The following is a 21696-nucleotide window of genomic DNA, read 5'->3' as shown; positions in this document are numbered from 1 at the left end:
GGCGCCGGCTCACGATTCCCGGGGCTCATCCCTTGACATCCGGGGTTCCGGGTGACGGTGTGATGCATGTGGTGGCGGCGGCCGTGGTCGATCGGGGACGCCTGCTCGTCGTGAGCAACAAGGCCGCGCCGGAGGTGTTCTACCTGCCCGGAGGAAAGCCCGAGGCGGACGAGAGCCCGGCAGAGGCACTGGTTCGGGAGTTGGAAGAGGAACTCGGCGTCGCGCCGCGCGACATGAGCCTGCTCGGCCAGGTCGAGGACATGGCCGCGCTCGAAGGTCTGCCGATGCGCATGACGGTTTTCACGGCCGGGCTGGAGGGACGTCCGAGGCCTGCCGCCGAGCCCGCCGCGCTGGGGTGGACCGACGGGCGCGACGACTACGCGCCTCGGCTCGCCCCAGCGGTTCGCAGCCGGGTGCTCCCCTTGCTCGTCCGGGCAGGAGCCCTTCGGTAGGGAAACCCCTGCGCCCCCGAGGAGGCCAGGGGCGCCGGGGGGGACACCGGGGGTGGGGACACCGGGTGGTGGGGGCGCCGGGTCCCGGCCCCGCGCCCGAGCCCGCACCCCGGTCGCCCCTCCGCCCAGTGATCTACAGGGAGCCGTTCTGCCAGGGCCCGGTGATGGCGAAGGTGATGCCGGGCGACTGGATGTTGGCGAACAGCCAGCCGCCGTCCCGCGAGTCGAACACCGACCCGCACCACTCCGAGCCGGTGTAGGTGCCCGGCGCCACGCTCTTGCCCTTCACCCCGCCGGCCGGGATGACGACCGCGTTCTCCGCGAACGGGAAGATCTCCCCGTCGGTGGTGAGCCCGTGCAGGTATTCCACGCCGGACCCGTCCTCGCACAGCACGATGCCACCGCGCGGGCTGACGCAGATGTTGTCGGGGTTGTTCAGCACGGACGCGTTCGGCGAGGCGAACAGCACCCGCATGGTGTTGCCCGCGAGGTCGTACTCGAACACCTGTCCCTGCCCGGTGGGGCCGCCGCTGGTGCTGACGATGTAGACCTTGCCGTCGTGGTACCAGGCGCCTTCGAGACGGGCGAACGAGGCGCCGCCCTTGGCGATGCCCTGCTGCACGACGCTCGTCTCCCCCGCGCCCGGGTCGGGGTTGTCGATGGCGACCCAGCCGATCTCGGGGTAGGCGACGCCGGTGCCGTCCTTGTAGGTGGTGTAGGGGGAGGAGCCGATCGTCATCATCTCCAGCACGCCGCCCTGCCCCAGGTCGCCCTCGACCTTCGGGCGGAAGCGGTAGAAGCCGCTCGGCGTGGCGTCCTCGGTCTCGTACACGTAGCCGGTCTCCGGGTCCACCGCCACGGCCTCGTGCGAGAAGCGGCCCATCTCCTTGTACGGCTTCGCGTCGGCGATCCCGTCGTGCGGCACCTCGAAGATGTACCCGTGCCGGTAGGAGCCCCTGATCTCCGTGGTCTCCTCGCACGACAGCCAGGTCCCCCACGGGGTCGGACCGCCGGCGCAGTTGCGGACGGTGCCGCCGAGGCTGGCCCAGCTCTCCAGGAACTTGCCCTGGCGCGTGTCGAAGATCAGCGATGTGGTCCCGCCGCCGGCGGACGGGTTGTAGGCCGGGGTGACGAACGCGCCGTTGTTACCGCCGACCTCGTGGTTGCGCACCAGCACGGTCCAGTGGCCCTTGCCCGCGCCGCCGCTCCCGCCGGCCTCGGTCCGGTCCTTGAGCTTGTCGCTGGGCTTGAACGCGGCCATGCCGTCGTGCGAACCGGGGGTGCGCCCATCGTCGTCCATCGGATCGCCGGTCCAGCCGTACGTCAGGTACTCGAACCCGCGGGGCAGCTTGAGCAGCTCCAGACCCGTGGTGTGGTCCTTGACCGGGTACAGCGGCCCGTAGTCGGGGCTGAAAGCCCGCTTCACCATCGTCGAGGCGTCCGCGGTGCGCGCGGACAGCGCGGCCAGCGGCCCGCCGGCGGCCATCCCGAGGGTGGCGGCGGCCAGGCCGGTGCGAAGGAATCCCCGCCGGTCGAGGTCGGTCATGTCAAGCTCCCTGCTCATACCGAGGGGCGCCGCTGATTTGGACGCCCCGCGCGAGCCACCTTCGGCCCTGACGATGTCGGTACGGCGAAGCAAAAGTGTCCGCCGCCTTACCAGCCCACGAAACGCAGTCATTCCGCCACGGAGCGCGCCTTTCCCGATTAGTCGGACAAACTCTCGACCTCCACGTGAGCCCGCCACACGCCTCCGGCCCTGCCGAAACGCACCTCACGCACGGCGACCGCCCCGGTCACCGCCTCCACCGGTACGGTCGCGAGCCGGACCTCGACCTGCCCCTCGGTCGCCTTGGTCCGCTCGTCGACGGACACGTCCACCACCACCCGGTGGCGCGCCGTCACCTGCCGGACCACCTCGTCCAGCACCGCGGCGAGCAGCTCCGCGTCGCTCTCCTCCGCCGAGACGAGCACGACACTGTCGTCCGGGACGGCGTCGCCCACCTGGGCGAAGGTCTCCACCAGCGCCCGCACCGCCTCGGCCAGGCACTCCTCGCGGGTGTCCGCCCACGCCTCCACGGCGACGCCCGCGGGGTGCGGCTTCGCGCTGTGCCCACTGCCCACGTCCAAACCCTAAGGCCTGGTGACGATCCGCCCCACCGGCACGCCGCCGCCGAGCACGTCCACCTGCTCGAACGCGGCGGCCTCGGCCGTGATGGCGCAGCCCATCCGCCGCAGCACGCCCAGTGCGATGGCCGACGTGGCGCGCGGGCTGCCGTCGATGACCTTCACCGCCACCGCGTGCCCCGAATCCAGCGCCACCACCAGCACACCCTCCGCTCCGCCCTTCACCACGGCGCCCGGCAGGGCCCTCATCAGGTCGGTGTTCTGGTGGCCGGTGCCGCCGACGTACTCGGGGTGCGCGCGCATGGCGTCTGCCACCTGCCGCGGCCCGCTCCCCGGCGCCGCCAGCACCAGCGCCTGCACCGCCCGCGCCAGCCCGGTCAGCGACAACCCGTACAGCGGCGCCCCGCACCCGTCAACCGCCACGTGCGCGGACTTCTCCCCCGCCAGGTCCTCGGTCACCGAGCGCACGTGGAGCTGCAGGGGATGGCCGGGCGACAGGTAGCCGGGCACGTCCCAGCCGTTGGCGACGGACGCGGCGAGCATGGCGGCGTGCTTGCCGGAGCAGTTCATGCGCTCGCGGGAGACACCGGCGCCCTGCCTGATCAGCCGCTCCATGGTGGCCCGGTCCTCGGGCCACGACGCGGGACAGCCCAGCGCGCCCACGTCGAGCCCGTAATCCGCCAGTAACTCCCGCACCAGGCGTACGTGGAAGTCCTCGCCCGTGTGGCTGCCCGCCGCGATCGCCAGCCGCGGCCCCGCCAGCGCCCGAGCTCCGGCACCCGCCGTGAGGCAGGCCAGCGCCTGGAACGGCTTCGCGGACGAGCGCGGCAGCACCGGCGCGTCCACCTTCCCCAGCGCCACCTCTGCCCGCCCCGACGGGTCGAGGCCGACGGCGCTGCCGTAGTGGACGCTCTCCACGAAGCCGGACCGGATCACCTCGGCCAGGACGGCGAGTTCAGGCATGGGCATTCCTCCTTTGCCGGGCCTCCAACATGCGGGCCAGCTTCGACAGCGACGCGTTGACCACCAGGTAGATCAGCGCCACGACCAGGTACGTCTGAATGAGCAGGCCGTTGTAGGCGGCCAGGACCTTGCCGCTGTAGAGCAGCTCGCCGTAGCTGACGACGAAGCCGAGCGAGGTGTCCTTGAGGAGCCCGACCGACTGGCTGACGATCGACGGCAGCACCCGGCGGGCCGCCTGCGGCAGCACGATCAGCCGCATGGTCTGCAACCGCGTGAGGCCGACCGCCAGGCCCGCCTCCGTCTGACCGCGCTCGACCGAGTTGATCCCGGCGCGGAAGATCTCCGCGTACGCGGCGGCGTTCGACACCGTCAACGGCACGACGAGCTTCCAGAACAGCGGCAGGTCGAGCCCGTAGCGCGGCAGCGCGAACAGCACCACGTACACCAGCAGCAGCGCCGGGATCGTCCGGACCACCTCGACGTAGGCGGCGGCCGGGCCGCGCACCCACGGCCGCGGCGACACCCGCCCCAACGCCAGGACCAGCCCGAACGCCATCGACAACGCGGCCGCCACGACCGCCGCCAGGAACGTCGACCACAGCCCGTCCAGCAGGTAACGCCACATGGGCCAGGTCGCGTACGGCTGCCAGCGCGCGGCGTCCAACTGGCCGTTCGCCGCGAACTGCCGCACGGCCAGCACGACCAGGGCGACGGCGGCCAGCGTGCCCAGCACGGTCGCCACGCGGATGCGCCGGCGCGCCCGGGGACCCGGCTCGTCGAACAGGACGGTGCTCATCGCAGGATCACCAGCCGCCGTTCGAGCCGGCCGGTGACGAACCCGGCCACAGCGGCGATCAGCCCGTACGCCACCCCCGCGCCCACGAAGATCGGGATCGGCTGGGCCTCGACCAGGTTCACCCGCTGCGCGCTCGCGGTCAGGTCGACGACCCCGACGGCGGCCGCCAGCGCGGTGTTCATCGTGGTGGCGATGAAGATGTTCCCGATCGGCTGCACGACCGTGCGCAGCGCCTGCGGCAGGACGACGTGCCGCAGCGACTGGGCGAACGTCAGCCCGATCGCCCGCGCCGCCTCGCCCTGACCCTTCCCCACCGAGTTCACGCCCGAACGCAGCGCCTCGCCGATGTAGGCGGCCTCGTACGCGGCGATCACCACGATGGCCGTCACCAGCGGCTCGGCCTTGATCCCGATCTCCGGCAGGCCGAAGAACGCCAGCACGAGCAGCACCAGCAGCGGCAGGTTCTGCAACGTCTCGACGTAGGCCGTGCCGAGGGCGCGCAGCACCCGCACCGGGCTGACGCGCAGGGCGCAGACCAGCACGCCCAGCACCGCCGCGCCCGCGAAGGACGCGGCGGTGAGCTGGAACGTCACGATCAGCCCCTGCCACAGCTCGGGCAGGTGCTCCAACAGGACTCCCATCAGGACCCCGGCACGGAGCCGATCTGCGGCGGCTGCGGCGCCTCGCCCGCCACGACGGTCCCGATGGAGTTCTTCCAGACCTCCTGCCAGGCCCCGGCGTCCTGCATCTTCTTCAGCCAGTCGTTGACGAACTTCTTGAACTGCTCGTCACCGTGCTTGAGCCCGATGCCGTACGGGTCGGTGGTGAACGGCTTCGTCACGATCTCGATCGACGGGTCCTTCTTGGCATCGGCGATCAGGATCGTCTCGTCCTGCACGTACGCCACGCCCCGGTCCTGCTTGAGCGCCTGGATGCACTCGGGGTCGCTGCCGAACGTGATGATCTCGGCCTGCGGCGCCAGCTTCTTGATCGCCGGGATGGCCGGGGTGTTCGCGCCCGCCAGGACTTTCTTGCCGTTCAGGTCCTCCGGCTTGGCGATGCCCGTCGTACCCTTCTTCACCGCGATCGTCAGACCGGAGGTGTAGTACGGGCCCGCGAAGGAGACCTGCTTCGCCCGCTCCTCCGTGATCGTGTACGTCTGGAAGACCACGTCCACGGTGCCGTTGGCCAGCAGCGCCTCCCGGGTCTCCGACGCCGAGTTGACGATCTTGACCTTGGGCTCGCCCAGGATGTACTTCGCCAGCGCCTTGCCCATGTCCGCGTCGAAGCCCTCCATCTCACCGGTGGCGGGGTTCTGCTGCGACAGCAGGGGCGCGTCCAGCGAGCCGCCCACGAGGAGCTCGCCACGCTGCTTGATCTTCTCCATGGTGGAGCCGGGCAGGATCTCGGCCGCCGTCGCGACCGGCGCCTTGGCGAGCACGTCGCTCTTCTGGGGGGACACACCCGGGACGGCGGGGCTGCTGGACTCACCACATGACGTCAGGGCTAACAGGGAGACGGAGAACGCGGCGACGGCGACAAGCCTCTTCATGAACGGTCACTTCCTTCGATTTCGAAGATAACTCGGACCGTATTGGGTAATTTCGGAGCAAGTCAATACGTTGTTGGCGCAAGTTGGACATGGTAGGTATCTCACATGAACGAGCGGCTGCCCGTGCAGGGGGCACACGGGGACCTGCTGCGACTCGTCGCCACCGGCAAAGCCGAGTCGCGCGCCGACCTGGCCCGCTTATCCGGCCTGGCCGCGTCCAGCGTCTCCCTCCGCGTCGAGGAGCTCATCGACGCCGGACTCCTGGCCGAGGAGGGCTCGGGCACCTCGCGCGGCGGCCGCCGCCCCCGCCGCCTGCGTCTCTCCCCCACGGCCGGCGTGCTGGCCGTCGCCGACCTGGGCGCCCACCACGTACGCCTCGGCCTGCTCGACCTGAGCGGCACCCCGCTCGTGGTGGAGGAGCGGCCGTGCGAGATCGCCGACGGCCCGCAGACCACCCTCGGCCGCATCGCCGACGCCTTCGACGAACTGCTGGCGGAACACGTGCCGCCCGCCGTCCCCCTGCGCGGAGTGGGCACCGGCATCCCCGGCCCCGTCGACCCCGCCACCCTGCGCGTCGTCACCCCCTCACGCATGCCCGGCTGGAACGACTTCCCCGTCGCCGACCACCTCGCCACCCGCTACGACCTGCCCATCCTCGTCGAGAACGACGCGAACCTGATGGCCGCCGGCGAGGCCCGATGGTGGCCCGACCACGAGAACCTCATGGTCGTCAAGGCCGGCACCGGCATAGGGTGCGGCGTCATCGTCAACGGCCGCCTCCACCGCGGCCGCGGCGCCGCCGGCGACATCAGCCACGTCCGCGTCCGCTCCGATTCCTCCGTCATCTGCGCCTGCGGCCACCCCGACTGCCTGGAGGCGTACGCCAGCGGCGCCGCCCTCACGGCGGCCCTGGCGGAGTCCGGCATCGAGGTGAGCCGCCCCGCCGACATCGTCGGCCTGGTCAACGACGCCGTCCCCGAGGCGACCAGCCTGGTACGCAACGCGGGCCGCCGCATCGGCGAGGTCCTCACGGTCCTGGTCAACTTCTTCAACCCGGACGTGGTGGCGGTCGGCGGCAGCCTCTCGGCCGCCGAGCCCCTGCTCACGTCGATCCGCGCCGCCGTCTGGGAGCGGTGCCTGCCTCTGGCCACCCGCGATCTGGAGATCGCCCCGGCCCGGGCAGGCCGGGATGCCGCCCTGCTCGGCGCCGGCTCGCTTCTCCTGGAGGCCGCCCTGACCCAGTCCTGAGCGCCTTTACAAAGTAGATCACGATTGGTGGGCGCCCGTTCCAGAAGCGTAAAGAACCAGCCTCCTCCCCGTGGCGTCGCCGCCGTTCCAGGGCCGATCGTGTTCCCCTGGCGGAGTCGTCACCGTCCGTCCTTCGGGGAGGTCCACATGCGCCGCCACGCTCGCCTGCTCGCCACCGCCGCCCTCGGCTCCATGGTCGTCGCGGGTCTCGGAGGCGGCCCGGTCGACGCCCTGCACGGGCTCCGCGACGCCGCCATCGGCGCGGGCAGCCGCCTCCACCTCCTGCCCGGCATCCTCACCGGCGCCATCACGAGCGACCTCAACCTGCACAAGGGCGGCCTGCCGCTGCCTCTGCCCATTTGATCCCAGAGGGATCGGAGCGCAGCCTCCCGACGTCGCCGACGCTCTGACCAGGCTCGGGCTGATCCTGTCCGAGCTCGACCACACGACCGAGGCGCACCGACGAGGACGACGACGACCGGCTCCTCCACAACGGCGTGCTCTTCACCGGCGTGACGGTCGAGAACGACGCCGACGGCGCCCTGCTCAGCGAGGCGGCCTACGTGGACGGCATCCAGCACGGACCCCGAACGCGGCGGGCTCGCCCTCGACAGGCACGTCCGAAACGGCCGGAGGGTGAGCGAGCAGCGGTGGACGAGAGCGGCGACCCGCTGGGACTGATCAGGCGGGCCGGTGGAAGGTGGCGCGCCAGCGATGCCGTTCCCCGTCGCGAAGGTCCTCGATCGTGCCCTTCTCCAGCCCGTCCGCCGTGAACGCCGCGATCTCCGACGGAGTCAGCGGCCAAGGCGGCGCGAACACCGGCCCGCCCTCCTCCCGGCCCGAGGCGATCACCAGCAACGTGCCCCCGGGACGGACGAACCCCGCCACCCGGGCGATGGCCGCGGCGTGCAACTCCTCCGGCAGGGCCTGCACCGTCATGATCTCGACGACCAGGTCGAAGGCGTGCCGCCACTCGGCGGGCGGGTTGAGCAGGTCGGCGACCTGGTAGTGCACCGCGCTGTCCGGAAACCGCTCCTTCGCCAGCCGCACGGCGGACTCGCTCACGTCGAACGCCACCGTCTCGTAGCCGAGCCCCGCGACGTACTCGGCATCGTCCCCCAGCCCGGCCCCCACGACCAGCGCTCGCCCCGTCCCGGCGACGCCCCACTCGGTGAGCAGGAAGTGCGGCGACCGGGAGTCCCACGGCACGATCGCGTCCCCGGTCGCCGACTCGGCGTAGAGCCGCTCGAACCAGCCCACCGGATCCCCGGCGGCCAGCGACTCACCGGCCAGCCTGATGGCGTCCTCGTCCGGATCCTTCCCCGTCATCCACGCCCCCCGCAAGATCCCGTACGGCTCGGCCGCCCCACCCGCCCGCGCGACTCGATCAGGTACGCACCTTACGCACGAAAGGAATCTTTCGCCATCCTCCGCAGCCGCGTCTCGTCGATGTCGTGGCCGAGGCCGGATTGGGTCAGGGGGACGGCGATGACGCCGGCGTTCGCGCCGACGATCGGCGTGACGATCTGGTTCTGGCGGGGCGGCTGCGTGACGTCGCACGGCAGCGTGCACCCGGGCAGGCTCGCCACCGCCACCGTCGCCGCCCTTGCCAGCCCCGCTCCCTGGCCGCCCGCGCACTGGATGTCCCACCCCGCGGCCGCGGCGCGGTCGTGCGCCCGGCGGGCCTCGGTCAGCGACGGGAAGGCGGTCGGCCGCAGCAGCAGGACGCGGGCGGCACGCAGCGTCAGGTAGTCGTCGAGCTCGGCGCTCGAGCCGACCTCGACCGCGACCGACGCGGCCACCTGGTCCTGCAGCGAGGCGTGGGCGTAGACGTCGCCGGCGGCGAAGGGCCGCTCGATCACCTCGAGCCCGTAGGAGTCGAGCGCGACGAGCTGGCCGAGGTCGGTGTAGGCGTTGCCGCAGTCGACGGCCAAAGTCAGCGCGGGGTACGCCTGCCGCACCGCGCGCACCGGCTCGACGTCCCATCCGGGCCGGATGTCCAGCGTGACGTGCCCGTACCCGGCGCACACCTGCTGGTTGACCCGGCTCACGAGGCTCTCGGGCGACGGGTCGGGAGCGAGCCGCACGGTGGCCATGAGCGAGGTGCGGGTGCCGCCGATCGCCTCGGCGAGCGGGACGCCGCGCATCCTCGTCCACAGGTCCCAGCAGGCCATGTCGACCGCGGAGTCGCCGCTCGGCACGGTGTCCGGGTGCTCCCAGTCGACCCCGATGATCAGGGCGGCCAGCGTCTCCTCCAGCCTCGACCACGTCTTCGGCTGTGGGGAGAGCGCCTCACCCCACCCCGTCATGCCGCCGTGGTCGGTGAGCTTCACGAGCAGGGTCTCCGACCTCCTGCCGTACGGCAGGACCACCCGGAAGACCTCAAGCTCCCGCACTCGCGGCATGTACCCCCCTTTTATGACGCGGTCCTCTCCATAGTGCCTGCTGCGCGGGAACGGACCAAACGCGGAGCCAGAGCGAAGGCCAGGACGGCGAGCGCCACGGTGAAGAGCAGACCCACCGCATAGGTCTCGCCGGTGGCGGTGAACAGGGCGCCGCTGACCGCGACCGCGACCACGGTGAACACCGACTCGCCGACGCCCACGGCCGCGCTGTTGTGGCCTTCCTCGCCCTTCTTCGACATCTCCAGCACCAGGACGGACACCGTCGGGTGCAACGCGCCGATGCCGAGCCCCGCCACGGGCATGGCCACGTACGCGACCGCGATCGGCACCGCGTCGACCAGCACGAGCGTCACCAGCGCGAGCCCGATCGCGAGCAGGGCGGCGCCGCCGCGGATGGCGGTCATGTGGCTCATGCGGCCGCGGCCCTTGATCCAGGAGCCGGTGGACCAGCCGAGCGCGCCGACGGTGAGCACGATGCCGGCCTGGGTGGCGCTGAGCCCGCGCTCGTTCATCAGCATGAGGGGGATGAGCACCTGGGCCGCCGTGAGCGAGCCGAACGCGAGGCCGCGCAGCACGGGCGCGGTCGGCAGCCCGGGGGCGGCCCTGAGGGAGCCGGGCAGCAGCAGCTTGGGCAGGGCCACGGCCAGCAGGACGACGCCGGCGGCGAGGAGCGGCAGGCCGGCGAGCCTCAGCGCGCTGCCGTACTGGATGAGGGCGGCGGCGACGGCGGTCAGCGTGGCCCAGGCGAGCTTGGGGCCGAGGCCGGAGGCGGGCACGGTGACTCCGGGCCGCAGGTCGTGGCCGGCGGCGCCGCGCCAGAGCAGCAGCGCCGACGGGACGACGATCAGGGAGACGCCGAGGAAGATCCACCGCCAGTCGGCGTTCTCGACCACGAACCCGGCGATCGCGGGCCCGACCATGGACGGCACGACCCAGGCGGCCGAGAACAGGGCGAAAACCTTGGGATGCAACGCGCCCGGATAGACCCGGGCGACCAGCACGTACAGCGCCACCTGGGTCAGCCCGGCCCCGAGCCCCTGCACGAACCGGCCCGCGACGAGCACCTCCATGGTCGGCGCGAACCCCGCCAGCAGCAGCCCGGCCACGAAGGCCGCCACACCGACCGAGATCGGCTCCACCGGGCCCCGCCGGTCGCTCCACCGCCCGCCCAGCACCGTCGCGATCACGCTGGCCGCCAGGGTGGCGCTGAAGGCCAGGTTGTACAGGTGCATGCCGCGCAGCTCGCGGGCCACGACGGGCATGGCGGTCGCCACCGCCATCGCCTCGAACGCCAGCAGCGTGACGATGGCCACCAGCCCGAAGCTCAGCGCCCGGTAAGGAGCGGACACCACGCCCGCCGTTTCCGATCTCTCAACAGTCGTCGTCATGCCCGGCACGCTATGGGGCAAGCGGAGGCCGGCACATCGGGCGCAGGGCCTAGACGACCTCGGCCTTTGGACCTGGATCAGGACGTGGGCATGCGCGCCCCGATGCCGTCGAGCAGCAGCTCCAAGCCGTAGTGGAAGCGGTCCTCGCCGTCGCCGGCGATCAGATCGTCAACATACGTGTGCAGGTGCGGGAGCCTCGCCGAACGACAGTCCCGGTAGTACGTGGCGATCTGGCCGGAGAACGACTCGAAGCATTCCCGCGGGTCCGTAAGCCGGATATGAAACCACGTGTGCAGACAGGTGGAAACCACACTGCGACCTCTTCGAACGCCTTCGATTCCCATGACAGTGACGCAGATCACACGATAGTACGTTCGCGTCTACGGCGAGCTGAAGGCCGCCGGGCTGGGGGCGCAGCAGGCCCAGCAAGTGATCAAGAAGGTCGCCGACGCCTACACTAGCCTGCGCGGGCTGATCCGCAACGGCCGCCTCACAGGCAGGCGACGGCGCAAGGCCGAATCCAAGCCGATCATCTTCCGCCCTGATGCGGCCCACCCGTTCGACGACCGCTGCCTGTCGTGGCTGCACGACGGCCGCACGATCTCCATCTGGACCGTGCGCGGCCGGGTGAAGAACATCGCCTTCACCGGCTCGCCCGACCAGCTCAAGACACTGGCCGCCTACCGAAAGGGCGAAATCGACCTGCTGTTTCGTGACAATGCCTGGTATCTGGTGGCGACCTGTGAGATCCCCCAAGCACCGCCGGAGGCCGACCTGGGCGCGTGGCTGGGGGTGGATCGCGGGATCGTCAACCTGGCCACCACCAGTGACGGGATTAACTACAGCGGGGAGGAACTCACCCGCTACCGCCGGAGGATGGCCAAGGTCCGGGCCGAACTGCAAGCGCGCAGAACCAAAAGCGCGCGCCGGAAGCTGAAACGGCGCGCCAAGCGGGAGCGCCGCTTCGCCACCCAGACCAACCATGTGATCGCCAACGAGATCGTGGCCGATGCGCAGCGCACCGGACGCGGCATCGCCGTCGAGGAACTGGCGGGGATCCGCGACCGGGTACGGCTTTGGCCATCCCAGCGGGCCACGCTCTCGACCTGGCCGTTCCACCAGTTGGGCGAGTTCCTGGCCTACAAGGCACGCCGCGCCGGCGTCGCCTTCGTGCAGGTGGATCCGGCCTATACCTCGCAGACGTGCCCGAACCCCTGGTGCGGGCTCACCGGACGAGGCAACCGCCCCACCAGGGATGTCTTTTGCTGTGCGTCGTGCGGGTTCGCTGGACCGGCCGACCACGTCGCCGCGCTCAACGTCTCCCGACGGGCTGGCGCGGTGTGGGCATTCGTCAACATGCCCAACGAGCCCGCCGTGGAAAGCGGGCTCAGTGCGTCCCGAGCCGGTCAGCCAGATCGGACCGCGAGGCGCAAGCCCAGGGCTCCTGCACTGGGTCGTTGACCCTCTACACCCAGTCGCCTGGCGCCGACCTGAGCAGGTCGGGCACTTGAGGATCACGCGATGAGGTGCCGTTCGGCCCACTGCGCGATGTCCCGCCGCTCGATCGCGGCGGCCATCAGGTCGGGGAACGCGTCGGGGGTGCAGGCGAACGCCGGCACCCCCATCGCGGCCAGCGCGGCGGCGTTCTCGTGGTCGTAGAAGGGCGCGCCCTCGTCGGACAGTGCCAGCAACACGATCACCTGCACGCCGGCCTGCGTCATGGCGGCCACGCGGCGCAGCATCTCCTGCCGGACGCCGCCCTCGTACAGGTCGCTGATCAGGATGAAGATGGAGTCCGCGGGGCGGCCGATGAGCCCCTGGCAGTAGGCGACGGCCCGGTTGATGTCGGTGCCGCCGCCGAGCTGTGTGCCGAACAGCAGCTCCACCGGGTCGTGCAACTGGTCGGTGAGATCCACCACGGCCGTGTCGAACACCACGAGCGACGTCTTCAGCGCCCGCATCGACGCCAGCACCGCCCCGAAGACGCTCGAATAGACCACCGAGGCCGCCATCGACCCGCTCTGGTCGATGCAGAGCACGACCTCGCGCTGCACCGAGCGCTGGCGGCGGGCGTACCCGACGAGCCGCGACGGGACGACGGTGTTCCGCTCCGGCAGGTAGTTCTTCAAGTTCGCCCGGATCGTCCGGTCCCAGTCGATGTCGGCCACCCGTTTGGGCCGGTGTGTCCTCGCCGAGCGGTCCAGCGCGCCCGTCACGGCCGCCCTGGTCTTCTGGGCGAGCCTGCGCTCCAGCTCCTCCACCACCTTGCGCACCACCGCCCGGGCCGACTCGCGGGCCTGGTCGGGCATGACCCGGTTGAGCGAGAGCAGGGTGCCGACCAGGTGGACGTCGGGCTCCACGGCCTCGAGCATCTCGGGCTCCAGCAGGAGCCTGGTGAGGTCGAGCCGTTCGATGGCGTCCTTCTGCATCACCTGGACGACCGTCGAGGGGAAGTATGTGCGGATGTCGCCCAACCAGCGGGCCACCCGCGGCGCGGACGCGCCGAGCCCGCCCTCCCGGGCCGTGCTCTGCCGGGATCCGCCGGGCCCGCCCTGGTCGTAGAGGGCCCCGAGCGCCGCATCCATCCGCGCGTCGTCCCCCTGCAGCCCGGCCCCGATGCCGTCGGCGTCGCCGCCTCCCAGCACCAGCCGCCAGCGCCGCATCCGCTCGTCGAGCCCGCCGCCGGTCGCCTCGCCCGATCCTCGTGTGGGCGTGCTCATGTGCTTTCCTCCCCGATGCCCGCTCTCCCGATGATCGCCAGCACGGTAGCGGCGGCCGCGGCGGCTCGTCGCTCGTCCACGTCCTGCTCCCCTCGCTCCTGATCGCGCTCCGACGAGCGCAGGCGCTCGCCGATGGCCCTGCGCTCCGGCGCGGCGAAGCTCCCGAACGTACGCCGGAGCAGCGGCAGCACGTCGGTGAACTGGTCGCCCGGCAACCCCGTCAGCCAGCCGTCCACCAGGCCCAGCAGGCGCGGGTCGTGCACCAGCAGCAGCCCGCCCCCGGCCAGGAATCCCTCCACCCATGCCGCCGCCCTGGCCGGGTTGTGGCCGCGGGACATCGCCCGGGACATGCGGTCGCCCGCGTCGTCGAGCTCGCCGGCGTCCAGCAGGATCCTGGTCAGCCTCCCCTCAATGAGACCGTGCAGGTCCGGCCGGTCGCTGATCCCCCGCAGGGTCGCCATCCACCGCCCCCGCTGCGCGGCTCCGCTCCCCTCGGCGAGAGCGGCGGACGTGCCGGCCTGGGGTTCGCTGAGCAGGGCGACGGCCGCGTGGACGGCGTCCACGTGCTTGAGCACGCCCGCCGCCGCGTCGTCGTCCAGGCCCGTCACCGCCACCGGCAGCCCCACGCAGATCCGATCCAGCATCGACCGCACGATCACCGCCAGCCCGTCGGCCGAGGTGCCGCGGACGTCGCCGTACCGATGGGCGCGGACCATCGCGGGCAGCGCCGCCATCAGATGGGTGACGTCGGTGTCCAGCGCCGCCTTGGCCGACAGCGCCGCCAGCACCCCGGGCAGCGCCTGCGGCAGGTCGGCCAGCAGGCACTGCTCGACCAGCGACGTCAGCTCAGCCAGCGCCGCCGACTCCTCCCCCGCCAGATCCCCGGCCCGCTGCGCGGCCGCGGCCACCACGGTCGTGCCCAGCGCGGCGTGCTCGATGAGCGCGAGATCGTGCTCGGGCCGCCACCGCAGCGTCCACGTCTCCCTGAACGTCCCCTTGCCCCGGGCCTGCCCCGGCGTGCCCCAACCCACCCCGAGCAGCCCGAGCCGGTGCAGCAGGTGGCTGCGGTCGAGGTCGAGCGGCTTGCGCAGGTCGAGGTCGATCTCGCGGTCGAGCGCCTCGGGCTTGAGCTTCAGCCGCCGCTGCTGGTCGCGCAGGTCACGCTGAAGCGGCACCATCGGCGTGCCGTCGCTGACGTGGCCGAGCCGGTCGCCGACGACCAGGCGCCGCTGGATCAGCTCCACGGCCAGGTCGTCGCCCTCGCACAGGACGGCCCTGGCCGCCTCGGTGACCTCTCCCAGCCCTGCCAGGGGGCGGCCGCGCAGGGCGGCGAGGCTGTCGGCGAGGCGTACGGACTCGATGACGTGCGCGGACGACACGGCCAGCCCTTCGTCGCGCAGCACGGCGGCGGCCTCGGCCAGCCACCGCTCGATCGGCCGGTCGGGGGCGGTGAACAGGTGGTGGTACCAGCCGGGCGAGGTGATGCCCGCGCCGTAGCCGCTCCAGGAGGCCAGCCGCCCGTACGTCCACGGCACCCACGTCAGCTCGGCCTTGACCTTGGGCAGCCCCCGCAGGACCGCGTTGTCGGCGGTGGCGGACGGCAGGGTGCCGGTCAGCGCGGGGACGTGCCAGGCGCCGCAGATCACCGCGATGCGCGTGTGGCCCTGCTTGAGCGCCGCGCGGATGGTCTTGCGCATGTACGCCTCACGCCTGGACTCGCGCTCGTCCGGCTCGTAGCCCTCGCGTACGGCGGCCATGGCCTCGGCGATCACCTCGAACCAGGGGGTCTGGTGGGGTGGGCCGGACACCGTGTCGCCGCGGTGCTCGACGACGTCCTCCCACCAGCGTTCCGGGTCGTCGTACCCGGCTGCCGCGGCCAGGGAGCCGATGGGATCGGCCCGCATGCCGGACATTTCACGATCATCGCGGTCGTCCGCGAGCGCGTGGCCCGCGGGCAGGTCGCAGAAACGCACCGGCACGCCGGCGGAGGTGCCGTACAGGATGGCCTGCCACTCCGGCGAGAACCCCGCGAACGGCCAGAACGCGGCCCGCGCCGGCGCCCCCGGCACGTGGGCGAGCAGCGCCACCGGCGGCTCGAGGTCGGGGGCCAGCGGGATGAGCGAGTCGGCCTCGGGCGGGCCCTCGATGAGGATCGCGTCGGGACGCAGCCGCTCCAGCTCCGCCCGCACGGCCCGCGCCGACCCCGGCCCGTGATGCCGCACCCCGAGCACGAAGACCCGCGCCCGGCCGACGCTCAACACCCCGGCCGCATCGCCGACCAGCACGCCGGCCACCCCGGCGGCCGGCACGCTCACGCCACCACCGACCGGCACCCCGGTCTCCCCGCCGGCCGCAGCGCCGGACGAGGTGGGTGGGGTCCGGGTGGGTGGGGTCCGGGTGGGTGGGGTGGTGGTCATGAGACCTCGCGGCAGGCGCGGTAGAAGTCTCGCCAGTCAGAGCGTTCGCGGACCACGGTCTCCAGGTATTCCCGCCACACCACCCGGTCCGACACCGGCTCCTGCACCACCGCCCCGACGATCCCGGCGGCCACGTCGGCCGGGCGCAGGACGCCGTCGCCGAAGTGGGCGGCCAGCGCGATGCCGTTGGTGAGCACCGAGATGGCCTCGGCCGTGGACAGGGTGCCGCTCGGCGACTTGAGCTTGGTGCGCCCGTCCTCCGTGACGCCCGTGCGCAGCTCCCTGAACACCGTCACCACGCGCCGGATCTCCGCCAGCCCTGTCGTCGTCTCCGGCAGCTCCAGCGCCCGCCCGAGCTGGGTGACGCGCCGCGCCACGATGTCCACCTCCTCCTCCGCGGTGGCCGGCACCGGCAGCACGACCGTGTTGAAGCGGCGCCGCAGCGCGCTGGACAGCTCGTTGACGCCCCGGTCGCGGTCGTTGGCGGTGGCGATGACGTTGAAGCCGCGCTGGGCCTGCACCTCGCGGTTGAGCTCGGGGATCGGCAGCGTCTTCTCCGACAGGACGGTGATCAGGGCGTCCTGTACGTCGGACGGCATGCGGGTCAGCTCCTCGACCCGGGCGATACGCCCCTCGGCCATCGCGCGCATCACCGGCGACGGGGTCAGCGCCTCGATCGACGGACCCTCGGCCAGCAGTCTGGCGTAGTTCCAGCCGTACCGGACGGCCTCCTCGGCGGTGCCCGCCGTGCCCTGCACGAGCAGCGTCGAGTCGCCGCTGATGGCGGCGGCCAGGTGCTCCGACAGCCACGTCTTGGCCGTGCCGGGCACCCCGAGCAGCAGCAGCGCGCGGTCGGTGGCCAGCGTGGCGACGGCCACCTCGACGATGCGGCGGGCGCCGACGTATTTGGGGGTGACGCGGTCACCGTCGCCCAGGACGTAAGTGGTGACGGCCCACGGCGACAACTTCCAGCCCGGCGGCCTGGGCCGGTCGTCGTCCTTGGCGAGGAGCGCCAGCTCCTCGGCGTACTGATCTTCCGCGTGCGGGCGCAGAACGGTCATGAAAACTCCTTGCCCGGTCTCGTGACCGGGGTTTCTGGCGAGGACAACTCTTTGTGCATGTCGGCGCGGAAGCGCAGCAGCGCGGCCACCTGCTGGATCGCCTCGACCGGCGAGTAGCTCTCGGCCAGCGGGAACAGGGCCGGGTCGATGTGCTCGCCGGCCAACTTGACCAGCTCGCCGAGGTTCCACGGCTGGGTGGCGGCCACCTTCACGATCTTGCGCAGGACGGCCGTGGCGAGGCCCTCGCGCCAGTGGGACGACACGCCGCCCAGGACCATGATGAGCTGGCTGTCCAGGTCGTGCTTGCGGACGAAGTCGGCGGCGAGCTCCTGCTGCTCGTCGGGCGGCAGCGACTCCAGGAGGTCGGCGATCGGGTCCCAGCCGAACATCGCCCGCGCCCACTCCGGGTCCTTCTGCAGCACGGCGGCGCGCACCCAGGCGGTCTTCACGTCGGCGTCCCAGTCGGGGATCCGCATCCGGAGCAGCGCGGCGGGCGGACGGCCCCACACCGCGAGCGGCGCGCGGGCGATGACCTGCTGGAGCCACCAGGCCCGCTCGCCGATCCCCCTGGGCGGCTTGGGCCGGATGCCGTCGCGTTCCATGGCCTTGTCGCACTCGCGCGGGGCCTCGATGGCGATCACGTCGCCGGCGACGGCCACGCACGCGCGTACGCGCTCGGCCATGCGTTGGGACAGGCGCGATGCGGGGAGGCGGGTGAGGAGGTTGGCGGCGGCCTGACGCACCTCTCTGCGGCGGTCGTCCAGCACCGACTCCAGGAACGGCTCGTCGTCCATGCTCAGCCCGTCGGCGAGCACCTCCACGAACTCGGCCCGGTCGTCCGGCGTCTCACGCTCCCACGTGCTCTCCAGCAGCCGCCTGGCCTCGGCCGGGTCGGCCGCCCTGAGCGTGCGCAGGTGTGCCCGCCGGTCGGCCGCGCCGCCCAGCTCCCACGTCTCGCCCGTCGGCTCCTCCAGCAGGTACGCCCACGCGGGGTTCTGCCCGGCCAGCCACCGGCCGCGCTGCCCGGCAAGGACGCCGAGGTGCACGCGGATCGAGCGGTCGCGGCGGCCGCGTTCGAGCAGCTCGGGCAGCACGTACGCGGGCACGCGGCCGCCGGTCGCGGCCGCGGCGGCCAGCCATTCGGGCAGCAGTCTCTCGTGCTCGCCGCCCATGATCCTGACCAGGCGCTCGGCGGCCCGCCTGGTGACGGCGGGACGCTCCTCCTCGGGCGCAGGCTCCGGAGGCGCCACACCGCCCGGTCGCCGCCCGGCCCGCCGCCTGGCCACCTCCACGGCCGCGTCCTCGAGCAGGACCCCGTGGTACGGCCTCCGGTCGATGCCCACGAGCGCCGCCGACGCCATCTCCTCCCAGGTGCTCATGGAGCCACCCCCGATCCCCGGTCGTTCCGTCCGTCCGTGTCGCTCACAGGATCACCGCCGCTCCCTCGTCGTCCCAGGTGGTCAGGGGGCGCACGCCCTGAGGCGTCCATTCGGCGGCCACCGTGAGCGGGCGTCCCCCCGAGACGGCGATCAGCCGCCAGGGGTCGCGGGACCTGGGGTGGAGCGGAAGGCCGCCGAGCGACCTGCGCTCCGGGACCACGCCGGTCAGCACGAGCGGCCAGGACTCGGTCCACGGATCCTCGGCCAGCGCCCTGGCCACCTCGTCGAGCGCCTCCTCCGGCGACATGCCGGGCGGCACGGTCGCCGGCCCGACTCGGCCCCCTCCGGCTGAGCGAGGGACGGCAGGAGGCGGCGAGGCGGGGAACGGCTCGGCAGCGGGCGGCGATGTCGCGACGCTCGGCACGGCGGGTGGCGCGGTGTGGGGTGACGGCGTCGCGGCGCGCGGCACGACGGCGGATGGCACGACGGCGGGTGGCGTTGGCGCGGTGTGGGGTGGCGCCGCCCGGAGCGAGCTGGCGGGCCGGGCCGCGTGAACGGCCTCCGGGGCGTCTGCCGCACCGGCGGCGGGTTCGGGCTCGGAAGCGCCGCCCTGGCGAGCGGCGGGCCGGGGCGCCGGGCCGACGCCGAAGGCAGCGGCACGAATTGGGCCATGGTCATCCACGACCTCGGCTCCAAGGGCGGCCTCGTGCCCCGTCGCGCGATCCGCCCCAGCGGGGGCCTCGTGTCCCGTCGCGGGGGTATTGCCGTGGCCGGGGGCAGGCTCGGTCGCCGGGACCGTGGCGTGCTCGGTGAGGAGTTCCGATGCCGGGACGGTGCCGTGGCGGGTGGCGACCAGAGCGCGCAGCGGGGCGGCGCCCGGGTAGAAGGTCAGCTCGGCGTCGATGGTGGTGCCCGTGACCAGCGAGGCGTCCAAGGGCTGGCCCTGCGGGGCGAAGGACAGGATCAGGGCGGGCCGGCCGGTGCGGCGGCCGCGGAGCCAGACGCGGCGGGCCGTCAGCCGGTCCTGCTGCTCGTCGCGCCGGCCCAGCACGTCCCACTGGTCGCGCACCACGGGCCCGGCCAGCACCTGTTCCCTGGTGACGGGGAATCCGGCACGGATGAGGACAGTCTGGGCCAGCGGCGCGGGCAGGTCCGCCCGCCGCCGGTAGGCGACGGCGAGCAGGTTGATCAGGGCGTATTCCTCCAGCAGCCGCCCCGGCCAGTCGTCCTCCGCCCGGACCCGCGCCAGACGGGAGACCATGCTCGCGACCCCGGGAGCCTGGGCGTCGATGAGGCGCTTGGCCAATCCGTCCCAGTCGTCCCCCGCCGCTCCTGCCAGGCCCTGATGCACCTGGTCGGCCAGCCAGCGCTCCAGCTCGGCCAGCCCGGCGGCGACGCGCGCATGCCGCACGGACTCCGCGCCCGGGCCGCCGCCCAGAGCCGCACCGGCCGGCCCCGCTCCAGCGACGGCTGCCCGGCCGCCCGGACCGACGCCGGCTCCGCCGGACCTCCCGGCGACCACCTGCCCGGGGCCGGAGGGCTCGGAGCCGACCTGACCGAAACCGGCGGCGGCCGGGGCCGCTTCGGCATCCGCGGCGCCCTCCGAGCCGGGCCTCATGGGGTCGGAGTCCTCTTCCGCCGCCTTCGCCACGGCCGCTTCAAGCCGGGCCGCCTCGAGCCGGGCCGCCGCCTTGGCGGCGCGTTCGGCTCGGGACTCCTGCCACTCCGCCGCCCACTGCGGCATGGCCTCCACCTCGGGCACCTCGTCGGCGGACCACATGAGCAGCAGCCCGAGCGCGTGCTTGCAGGGGAACTTCCGGCTCGGGCAGCTGCACCGGTACGCGGGCTCGGTCAGGTCGACGCACGCCAGGTAGGGCTTGGCCCCGCTGCCCTTGCACTCGCCGTACACGACCGTGCCCGTCGCGCCCCGCGACGTCCATTTCCCGGGCGCCGCCACCCCCTGGGCCGCCTTCTGGGAGGAGGCGTCGGGGGCGAGGGCGAGCACCTGATCACGGCTCCACCGATCGATCACCTGCCGCAGACTAGCCAGGCCGACCGACATTTCGCCGGGAGACGCCGGGACAGGGCGCGGACGTCAGCCTGCGGTCGCCTCGGCGGCGGACAGGTACGACCCGCCGAGCGCCCGATGCCCTTCCAGCCGCACGTAACGCGCGTCCACCGCCGCGAACGCAGCCGTCTTGAGCCGGGCGTCGCCCGCCCACGTGCCGGCCGCGACCTCGGTGAAGGCCTGGCCGTCGGCGCTGACGTACACCTTGTAGTCCAGGATCGTGCCGTTGAGGTTGCCGTCGAAGCGCGGCTGGTACTCGATCTTGCCGACCCGCCCGACCGCCCCCAGGTTGAGGGTGATCGACTGCGGGAGCGGGGTGGGCGGCGTGTACTCGGAGTGCCAGAACGTCGCGATGTCGCCGTCGATCGCCCGCTCGGGGCCGGTGCCGGCGTGGAAGCTGGTGGCGTACACCTTGGGCTCCATATCTATTCATGCGGCGATGAACGAACCAGGATGTCAAGCCGGACGGCAGGTGAATGCGCGCGGACACGGGTTCAGCCACATTTATCCCGAAATATCGCCCTAAACTCTCCTAAGTGGAGCTGAAGACCTATCCCGACGGCCCGTCGATCCAGGTGCCGGACGAGGCCGCGGCCCTGGCCAGCCGGCTGGAGGGGCAACTCGTCCTCGACGGCACCCGTTTCCTCCGCAGGGACGTCACGGGCGCCCCGATCGCCTTCGTCGAACGTCCGCCCGTCGCCGCGGCCCTCGACCTCCTCCCCCACCCGGAGGGCGGCTGGTTCCGGGAGACGTGGCGCTCTCCGGTGACGTTCCACCCGGACGGGTACGAGGGTCCGCGCTCCAGCGCCACCGGCATCTACTTCCTGCTGAACCCCGGCGAGGAGTCGGTGCCGCACATGGTCAAATCGGACGAGGTCTGGCTGTGGCACCGCGGCGGCCCGCTCGCCCTGACCGTCGGCGACACGACCGTCACGCTGGGCCCGAGGGTGGAGGACGGCGAGGTGCCGCAGGCGCTCGTGCCCGGCGGGGTCTGGCAGTCCGCCCGCCCGGCGGCCGACGAGCCGGTCCTGGTGAGCTGCATCGTGTCACCCGGCTTCGATTTTGCCGATTTCACCGCATAGCGGGGCTGTATATACCTCCAGGGGATGGCACTGACGGAGGG

The 21696-nt window shown here is 72.5% G+C and carries 21 protein-coding genes; 5 read left to right on the top strand and 16 right to left on the bottom strand.

Annotation, left to right across the window (positions count from 1 at the left end; genetic code table 11):
- Positions 1 to 62: 62 nt before the first annotated feature.
- Positions 63 to 452, top strand: coding sequence for an NUDIX hydrolase (locus tag ID574_RS04545; protein WP_188188292.1), 390 nt, complete (start codon positions 63 to 65; stop codon positions 450 to 452).
- Between the two features lie 133 nt (positions 453 to 585).
- Here ID574_RS04545 and ID574_RS04540 read toward each other — a convergent pair whose 3' ends face one another.
- The 6 genes from ID574_RS04540 to ID574_RS04515 form a co-directional block, all read right to left on the bottom strand.
- Complete coding sequence (locus ID574_RS04540; RefSeq protein ID WP_188187452.1) at positions 586 to 1998, bottom strand: PhoX family protein; 1413 nt, start codon at positions 1996 to 1998, stop codon at positions 586 to 588.
- Positions 1999 to 2156: 158 nt separating this feature from the next.
- A complete protein-coding gene (locus ID574_RS04535; RefSeq protein WP_223166366.1) occupies positions 2157 to 2573 on the bottom strand; it encodes an archease in 417 nt (138 codons plus the stop codon).
- A gap of 9 nt (positions 2574 to 2582) precedes the next feature.
- Positions 2583 to 3545 (bottom strand): asparaginase, encoded by a 963-nt coding sequence (locus ID574_RS04530; RefSeq protein WP_188187450.1) that lies wholly within the window; start codon positions 3543 to 3545, stop codon positions 2583 to 2585.
- The gene (locus ID574_RS04525; RefSeq protein ID WP_188187449.1) at positions 3532 to 4335 is read right to left on the bottom strand and encodes an amino acid ABC transporter permease; all 804 of its coding nucleotides are present in this window, start codon (positions 4333 to 4335) and stop codon (positions 3532 to 3534) included. The genes ID574_RS04530 and ID574_RS04525 overlap by 14 nt, the downstream gene beginning before the upstream one ends.
- Positions 4332 to 4976 (bottom strand): amino acid ABC transporter permease, encoded by a 645-nt coding sequence (locus ID574_RS04520; protein ID WP_188187448.1) that lies wholly within the window; start codon positions 4974 to 4976, stop codon positions 4332 to 4334. The genes ID574_RS04525 and ID574_RS04520 overlap by 4 nt, the downstream gene beginning before the upstream one ends.
- Complete coding sequence (locus ID574_RS04515; protein WP_188187447.1) at positions 4976 to 5887, bottom strand: glutamate ABC transporter substrate-binding protein; 912 nt, start codon at positions 5885 to 5887, stop codon at positions 4976 to 4978. The genes ID574_RS04520 and ID574_RS04515 overlap by 1 nt, the downstream gene beginning before the upstream one ends.
- 105 nt (positions 5888 to 5992) lie before the next feature.
- Between ID574_RS04515 and ID574_RS04510 the strand changes: the two genes are divergently transcribed.
- Together ID574_RS04510 and ID574_RS04505 are read left to right on the top strand one after the other, a co-directional pair.
- Positions 5993 to 7135, top strand: coding sequence for an ROK family transcriptional regulator (locus tag ID574_RS04510; protein ID WP_223166365.1), 1143 nt, complete (start codon positions 5993 to 5995; stop codon positions 7133 to 7135).
- 147 nt (positions 7136 to 7282) lie between these two features.
- On the top strand, positions 7283 to 7498 hold the full coding sequence (locus ID574_RS04505; RefSeq protein ID WP_188187446.1) for a hypothetical protein: 216 nt from the start codon (positions 7283 to 7285) through the stop codon (positions 7496 to 7498).
- Between the two features lie 318 nt (positions 7499 to 7816).
- On the opposite strand, the gene ID574_RS04500 is transcribed toward ID574_RS04505, so the two are convergent.
- The 4 genes from ID574_RS04500 to ID574_RS04485 form a co-directional block, all read right to left on the bottom strand.
- Positions 7817 to 8464, bottom strand: coding sequence for a class I SAM-dependent methyltransferase (locus ID574_RS04500; protein WP_188187445.1), 648 nt, complete (start codon positions 8462 to 8464; stop codon positions 7817 to 7819).
- 71 nt (positions 8465 to 8535) lie between these two features.
- Positions 8536 to 9540: an enolase C-terminal domain-like protein gene (locus tag ID574_RS04495; RefSeq protein WP_188187444.1), complete on the bottom strand. Its 1005-nt coding sequence runs from the start codon at positions 9538 to 9540 to the stop codon at positions 8536 to 8538.
- Positions 9541 to 9551: 11 nt separating this feature from the next.
- Positions 9552 to 10928, bottom strand: a complete 1377-nt coding sequence (locus ID574_RS04490) for an MFS transporter (RefSeq protein WP_223166364.1) — start codon at positions 10926 to 10928, stop codon at positions 9552 to 9554.
- A gap of 77 nt (positions 10929 to 11005) precedes the next feature.
- The gene (locus ID574_RS04485) at positions 11006 to 11239 is read right to left on the bottom strand and encodes a TetR/AcrR family transcriptional regulator C-terminal domain-containing protein (RefSeq protein ID WP_188187443.1); all 234 of its coding nucleotides are present in this window, start codon (positions 11237 to 11239) and stop codon (positions 11006 to 11008) included.
- 79 nt (positions 11240 to 11318) lie between these two features.
- Here ID574_RS04485 and ID574_RS04480 point away from each other — a divergent pair, with 79 nt between their 5' ends.
- A complete protein-coding gene (locus tag ID574_RS04480; RefSeq protein ID WP_336245494.1) occupies positions 11319 to 12389 on the top strand; it encodes an RNA-guided endonuclease InsQ/TnpB family protein in 1071 nt (356 codons plus the stop codon).
- Positions 12390 to 12442: 53 nt separating this feature from the next.
- On the opposite strand, the gene ID574_RS04475 is transcribed toward ID574_RS04480, so the two are convergent.
- From ID574_RS04475 to ID574_RS04445, 6 genes are all read right to left on the bottom strand, one after another.
- The gene (locus ID574_RS04475; RefSeq protein ID WP_223166362.1) at positions 12443 to 13648 is read right to left on the bottom strand and encodes a VWA domain-containing protein; all 1206 of its coding nucleotides are present in this window, start codon (positions 13646 to 13648) and stop codon (positions 12443 to 12445) included.
- Complete coding sequence (locus ID574_RS04470; protein ID WP_223166361.1) at positions 13645 to 16065, bottom strand: DUF5682 family protein; 2421 nt, start codon at positions 16063 to 16065, stop codon at positions 13645 to 13647. The genes ID574_RS04475 and ID574_RS04470 overlap by 4 nt, the downstream gene beginning before the upstream one ends.
- Positions 16062 to 17126 (bottom strand): ATP-binding protein, encoded by a 1065-nt coding sequence (locus ID574_RS04465; protein ID WP_188187442.1) that lies wholly within the window; start codon positions 17124 to 17126, stop codon positions 16062 to 16064. Before ID574_RS04465 ends, ID574_RS04470 begins: the two co-directional genes overlap by 4 nt.
- Positions 17123 to 18505 carry a DUF5691 domain-containing protein gene (locus ID574_RS04460; protein ID WP_223166360.1) on the bottom strand — a complete coding sequence of 461 codons (1383 nt, stop codon included), beginning with the start codon at positions 18503 to 18505 and terminating at the stop codon, positions 17123 to 17125. Before ID574_RS04460 ends, ID574_RS04465 begins: the two co-directional genes overlap by 4 nt.
- 43 nt (positions 18506 to 18548) lie before the next feature.
- Complete coding sequence (locus ID574_RS62675; protein WP_442939212.1) at positions 18549 to 20537, bottom strand: SWIM zinc finger family protein; 1989 nt, start codon at positions 20535 to 20537, stop codon at positions 18549 to 18551.
- 63 nt (positions 20538 to 20600) lie between these two features.
- The gene (locus tag ID574_RS04445; RefSeq protein WP_223166359.1) at positions 20601 to 20984 is read right to left on the bottom strand and encodes a discoidin domain-containing protein; all 384 of its coding nucleotides are present in this window, start codon (positions 20982 to 20984) and stop codon (positions 20601 to 20603) included.
- Between the two features lie 125 nt (positions 20985 to 21109).
- On the opposite strand from ID574_RS04445, the gene ID574_RS04440 reads away from it, so the two are divergent.
- The gene (locus ID574_RS04440) at positions 21110 to 21655 is read left to right on the top strand and encodes a cupin domain-containing protein (protein WP_336245486.1); all 546 of its coding nucleotides are present in this window, start codon (positions 21110 to 21112) and stop codon (positions 21653 to 21655) included.
- Positions 21656 to 21696 lie beyond the last annotated feature (41 nt).

It is taken from the genome of Nonomuraea sp. SYSU D8015, assembly GCF_008065375.1.
GTDB lineage: Bacteria > Actinomycetota > Actinomycetes > Streptosporangiales > Streptosporangiaceae > Nonomuraea.
Note: the sequence above shows the minus strand (reverse complement) of the source record. Positions and strands in the feature narration are given on the sequence as shown.

Excerpts from the sequence above, each read along its gene's own strand:
- ID574_RS04545 (WP_188188292.1), top strand. The coding sequence starts at position 63 with ATGCATGTGGTGGCGGCGGCCGTGGTCGATCGGGGACGCCTGCTCGTC.
- ID574_RS04540 (WP_188187452.1), bottom strand. The coding sequence starts at position 1,998 with ATGACCGACCTCGACCGGCGGGGATTCCTTCGCACCGGCCTGGCCGCC.
- ID574_RS04530 (WP_188187450.1), bottom strand. The coding sequence starts at position 3,545 with ATGCCCATGCCTGAACTCGCCGTCCTGGCCGAGGTGATCCGGTCCGGC.
- ID574_RS04525 (WP_188187449.1), bottom strand. The coding sequence starts at position 4,335 with ATGAGCACCGTCCTGTTCGACGAGCCGGGTCCCCGGGCGCGCCGGCGC.
- ID574_RS04520 (WP_188187448.1), bottom strand. The coding sequence starts at position 4,976 with ATGGGAGTCCTGTTGGAGCACCTGCCCGAGCTGTGGCAGGGGCTGATC.
- ID574_RS04515 (WP_188187447.1), bottom strand. The coding sequence starts at position 5,887 with ATGAAGAGGCTTGTCGCCGTCGCCGCGTTCTCCGTCTCCCTGTTAGCC.
- ID574_RS04510 (WP_223166365.1), top strand. The coding sequence starts at position 5,993 with ATGAACGAGCGGCTGCCCGTGCAGGGGGCACACGGGGACCTGCTGCGA.
- ID574_RS04505 (WP_188187446.1), top strand. The coding sequence starts at position 7,283 with ATGCGCCGCCACGCTCGCCTGCTCGCCACCGCCGCCCTCGGCTCCATG.
- ID574_RS04500 (WP_188187445.1), bottom strand. The coding sequence starts at position 8,464 with ATGACGGGGAAGGATCCGGACGAGGACGCCATCAGGCTGGCCGGTGAG.
- ID574_RS04495 (WP_188187444.1), bottom strand. The coding sequence starts at position 9,540 with ATGCCGCGAGTGCGGGAGCTTGAGGTCTTCCGGGTGGTCCTGCCGTAC.
- ID574_RS04490 (WP_223166364.1), bottom strand. The coding sequence starts at position 10,928 with ATGACGACGACTGTTGAGAGATCGGAAACGGCGGGCGTGGTGTCCGCT.
- ID574_RS04475 (WP_223166362.1), bottom strand. The coding sequence starts at position 13,648 with ATGAGCACGCCCACACGAGGATCGGGCGAGGCGACCGGCGGCGGGCTC.
- ID574_RS04470 (WP_223166361.1), bottom strand. The coding sequence starts at position 16,065 with ATGACCACCACCCCACCCACCCGGACCCCACCCACCCGGACCCCACCC.
- ID574_RS04465 (WP_188187442.1), bottom strand. The coding sequence starts at position 17,126 with ATGACCGTTCTGCGCCCGCACGCGGAAGATCAGTACGCCGAGGAGCTG.
- ID574_RS04460 (WP_223166360.1), bottom strand. The coding sequence starts at position 18,505 with ATGAGCACCTGGGAGGAGATGGCGTCGGCGGCGCTCGTGGGCATCGAC.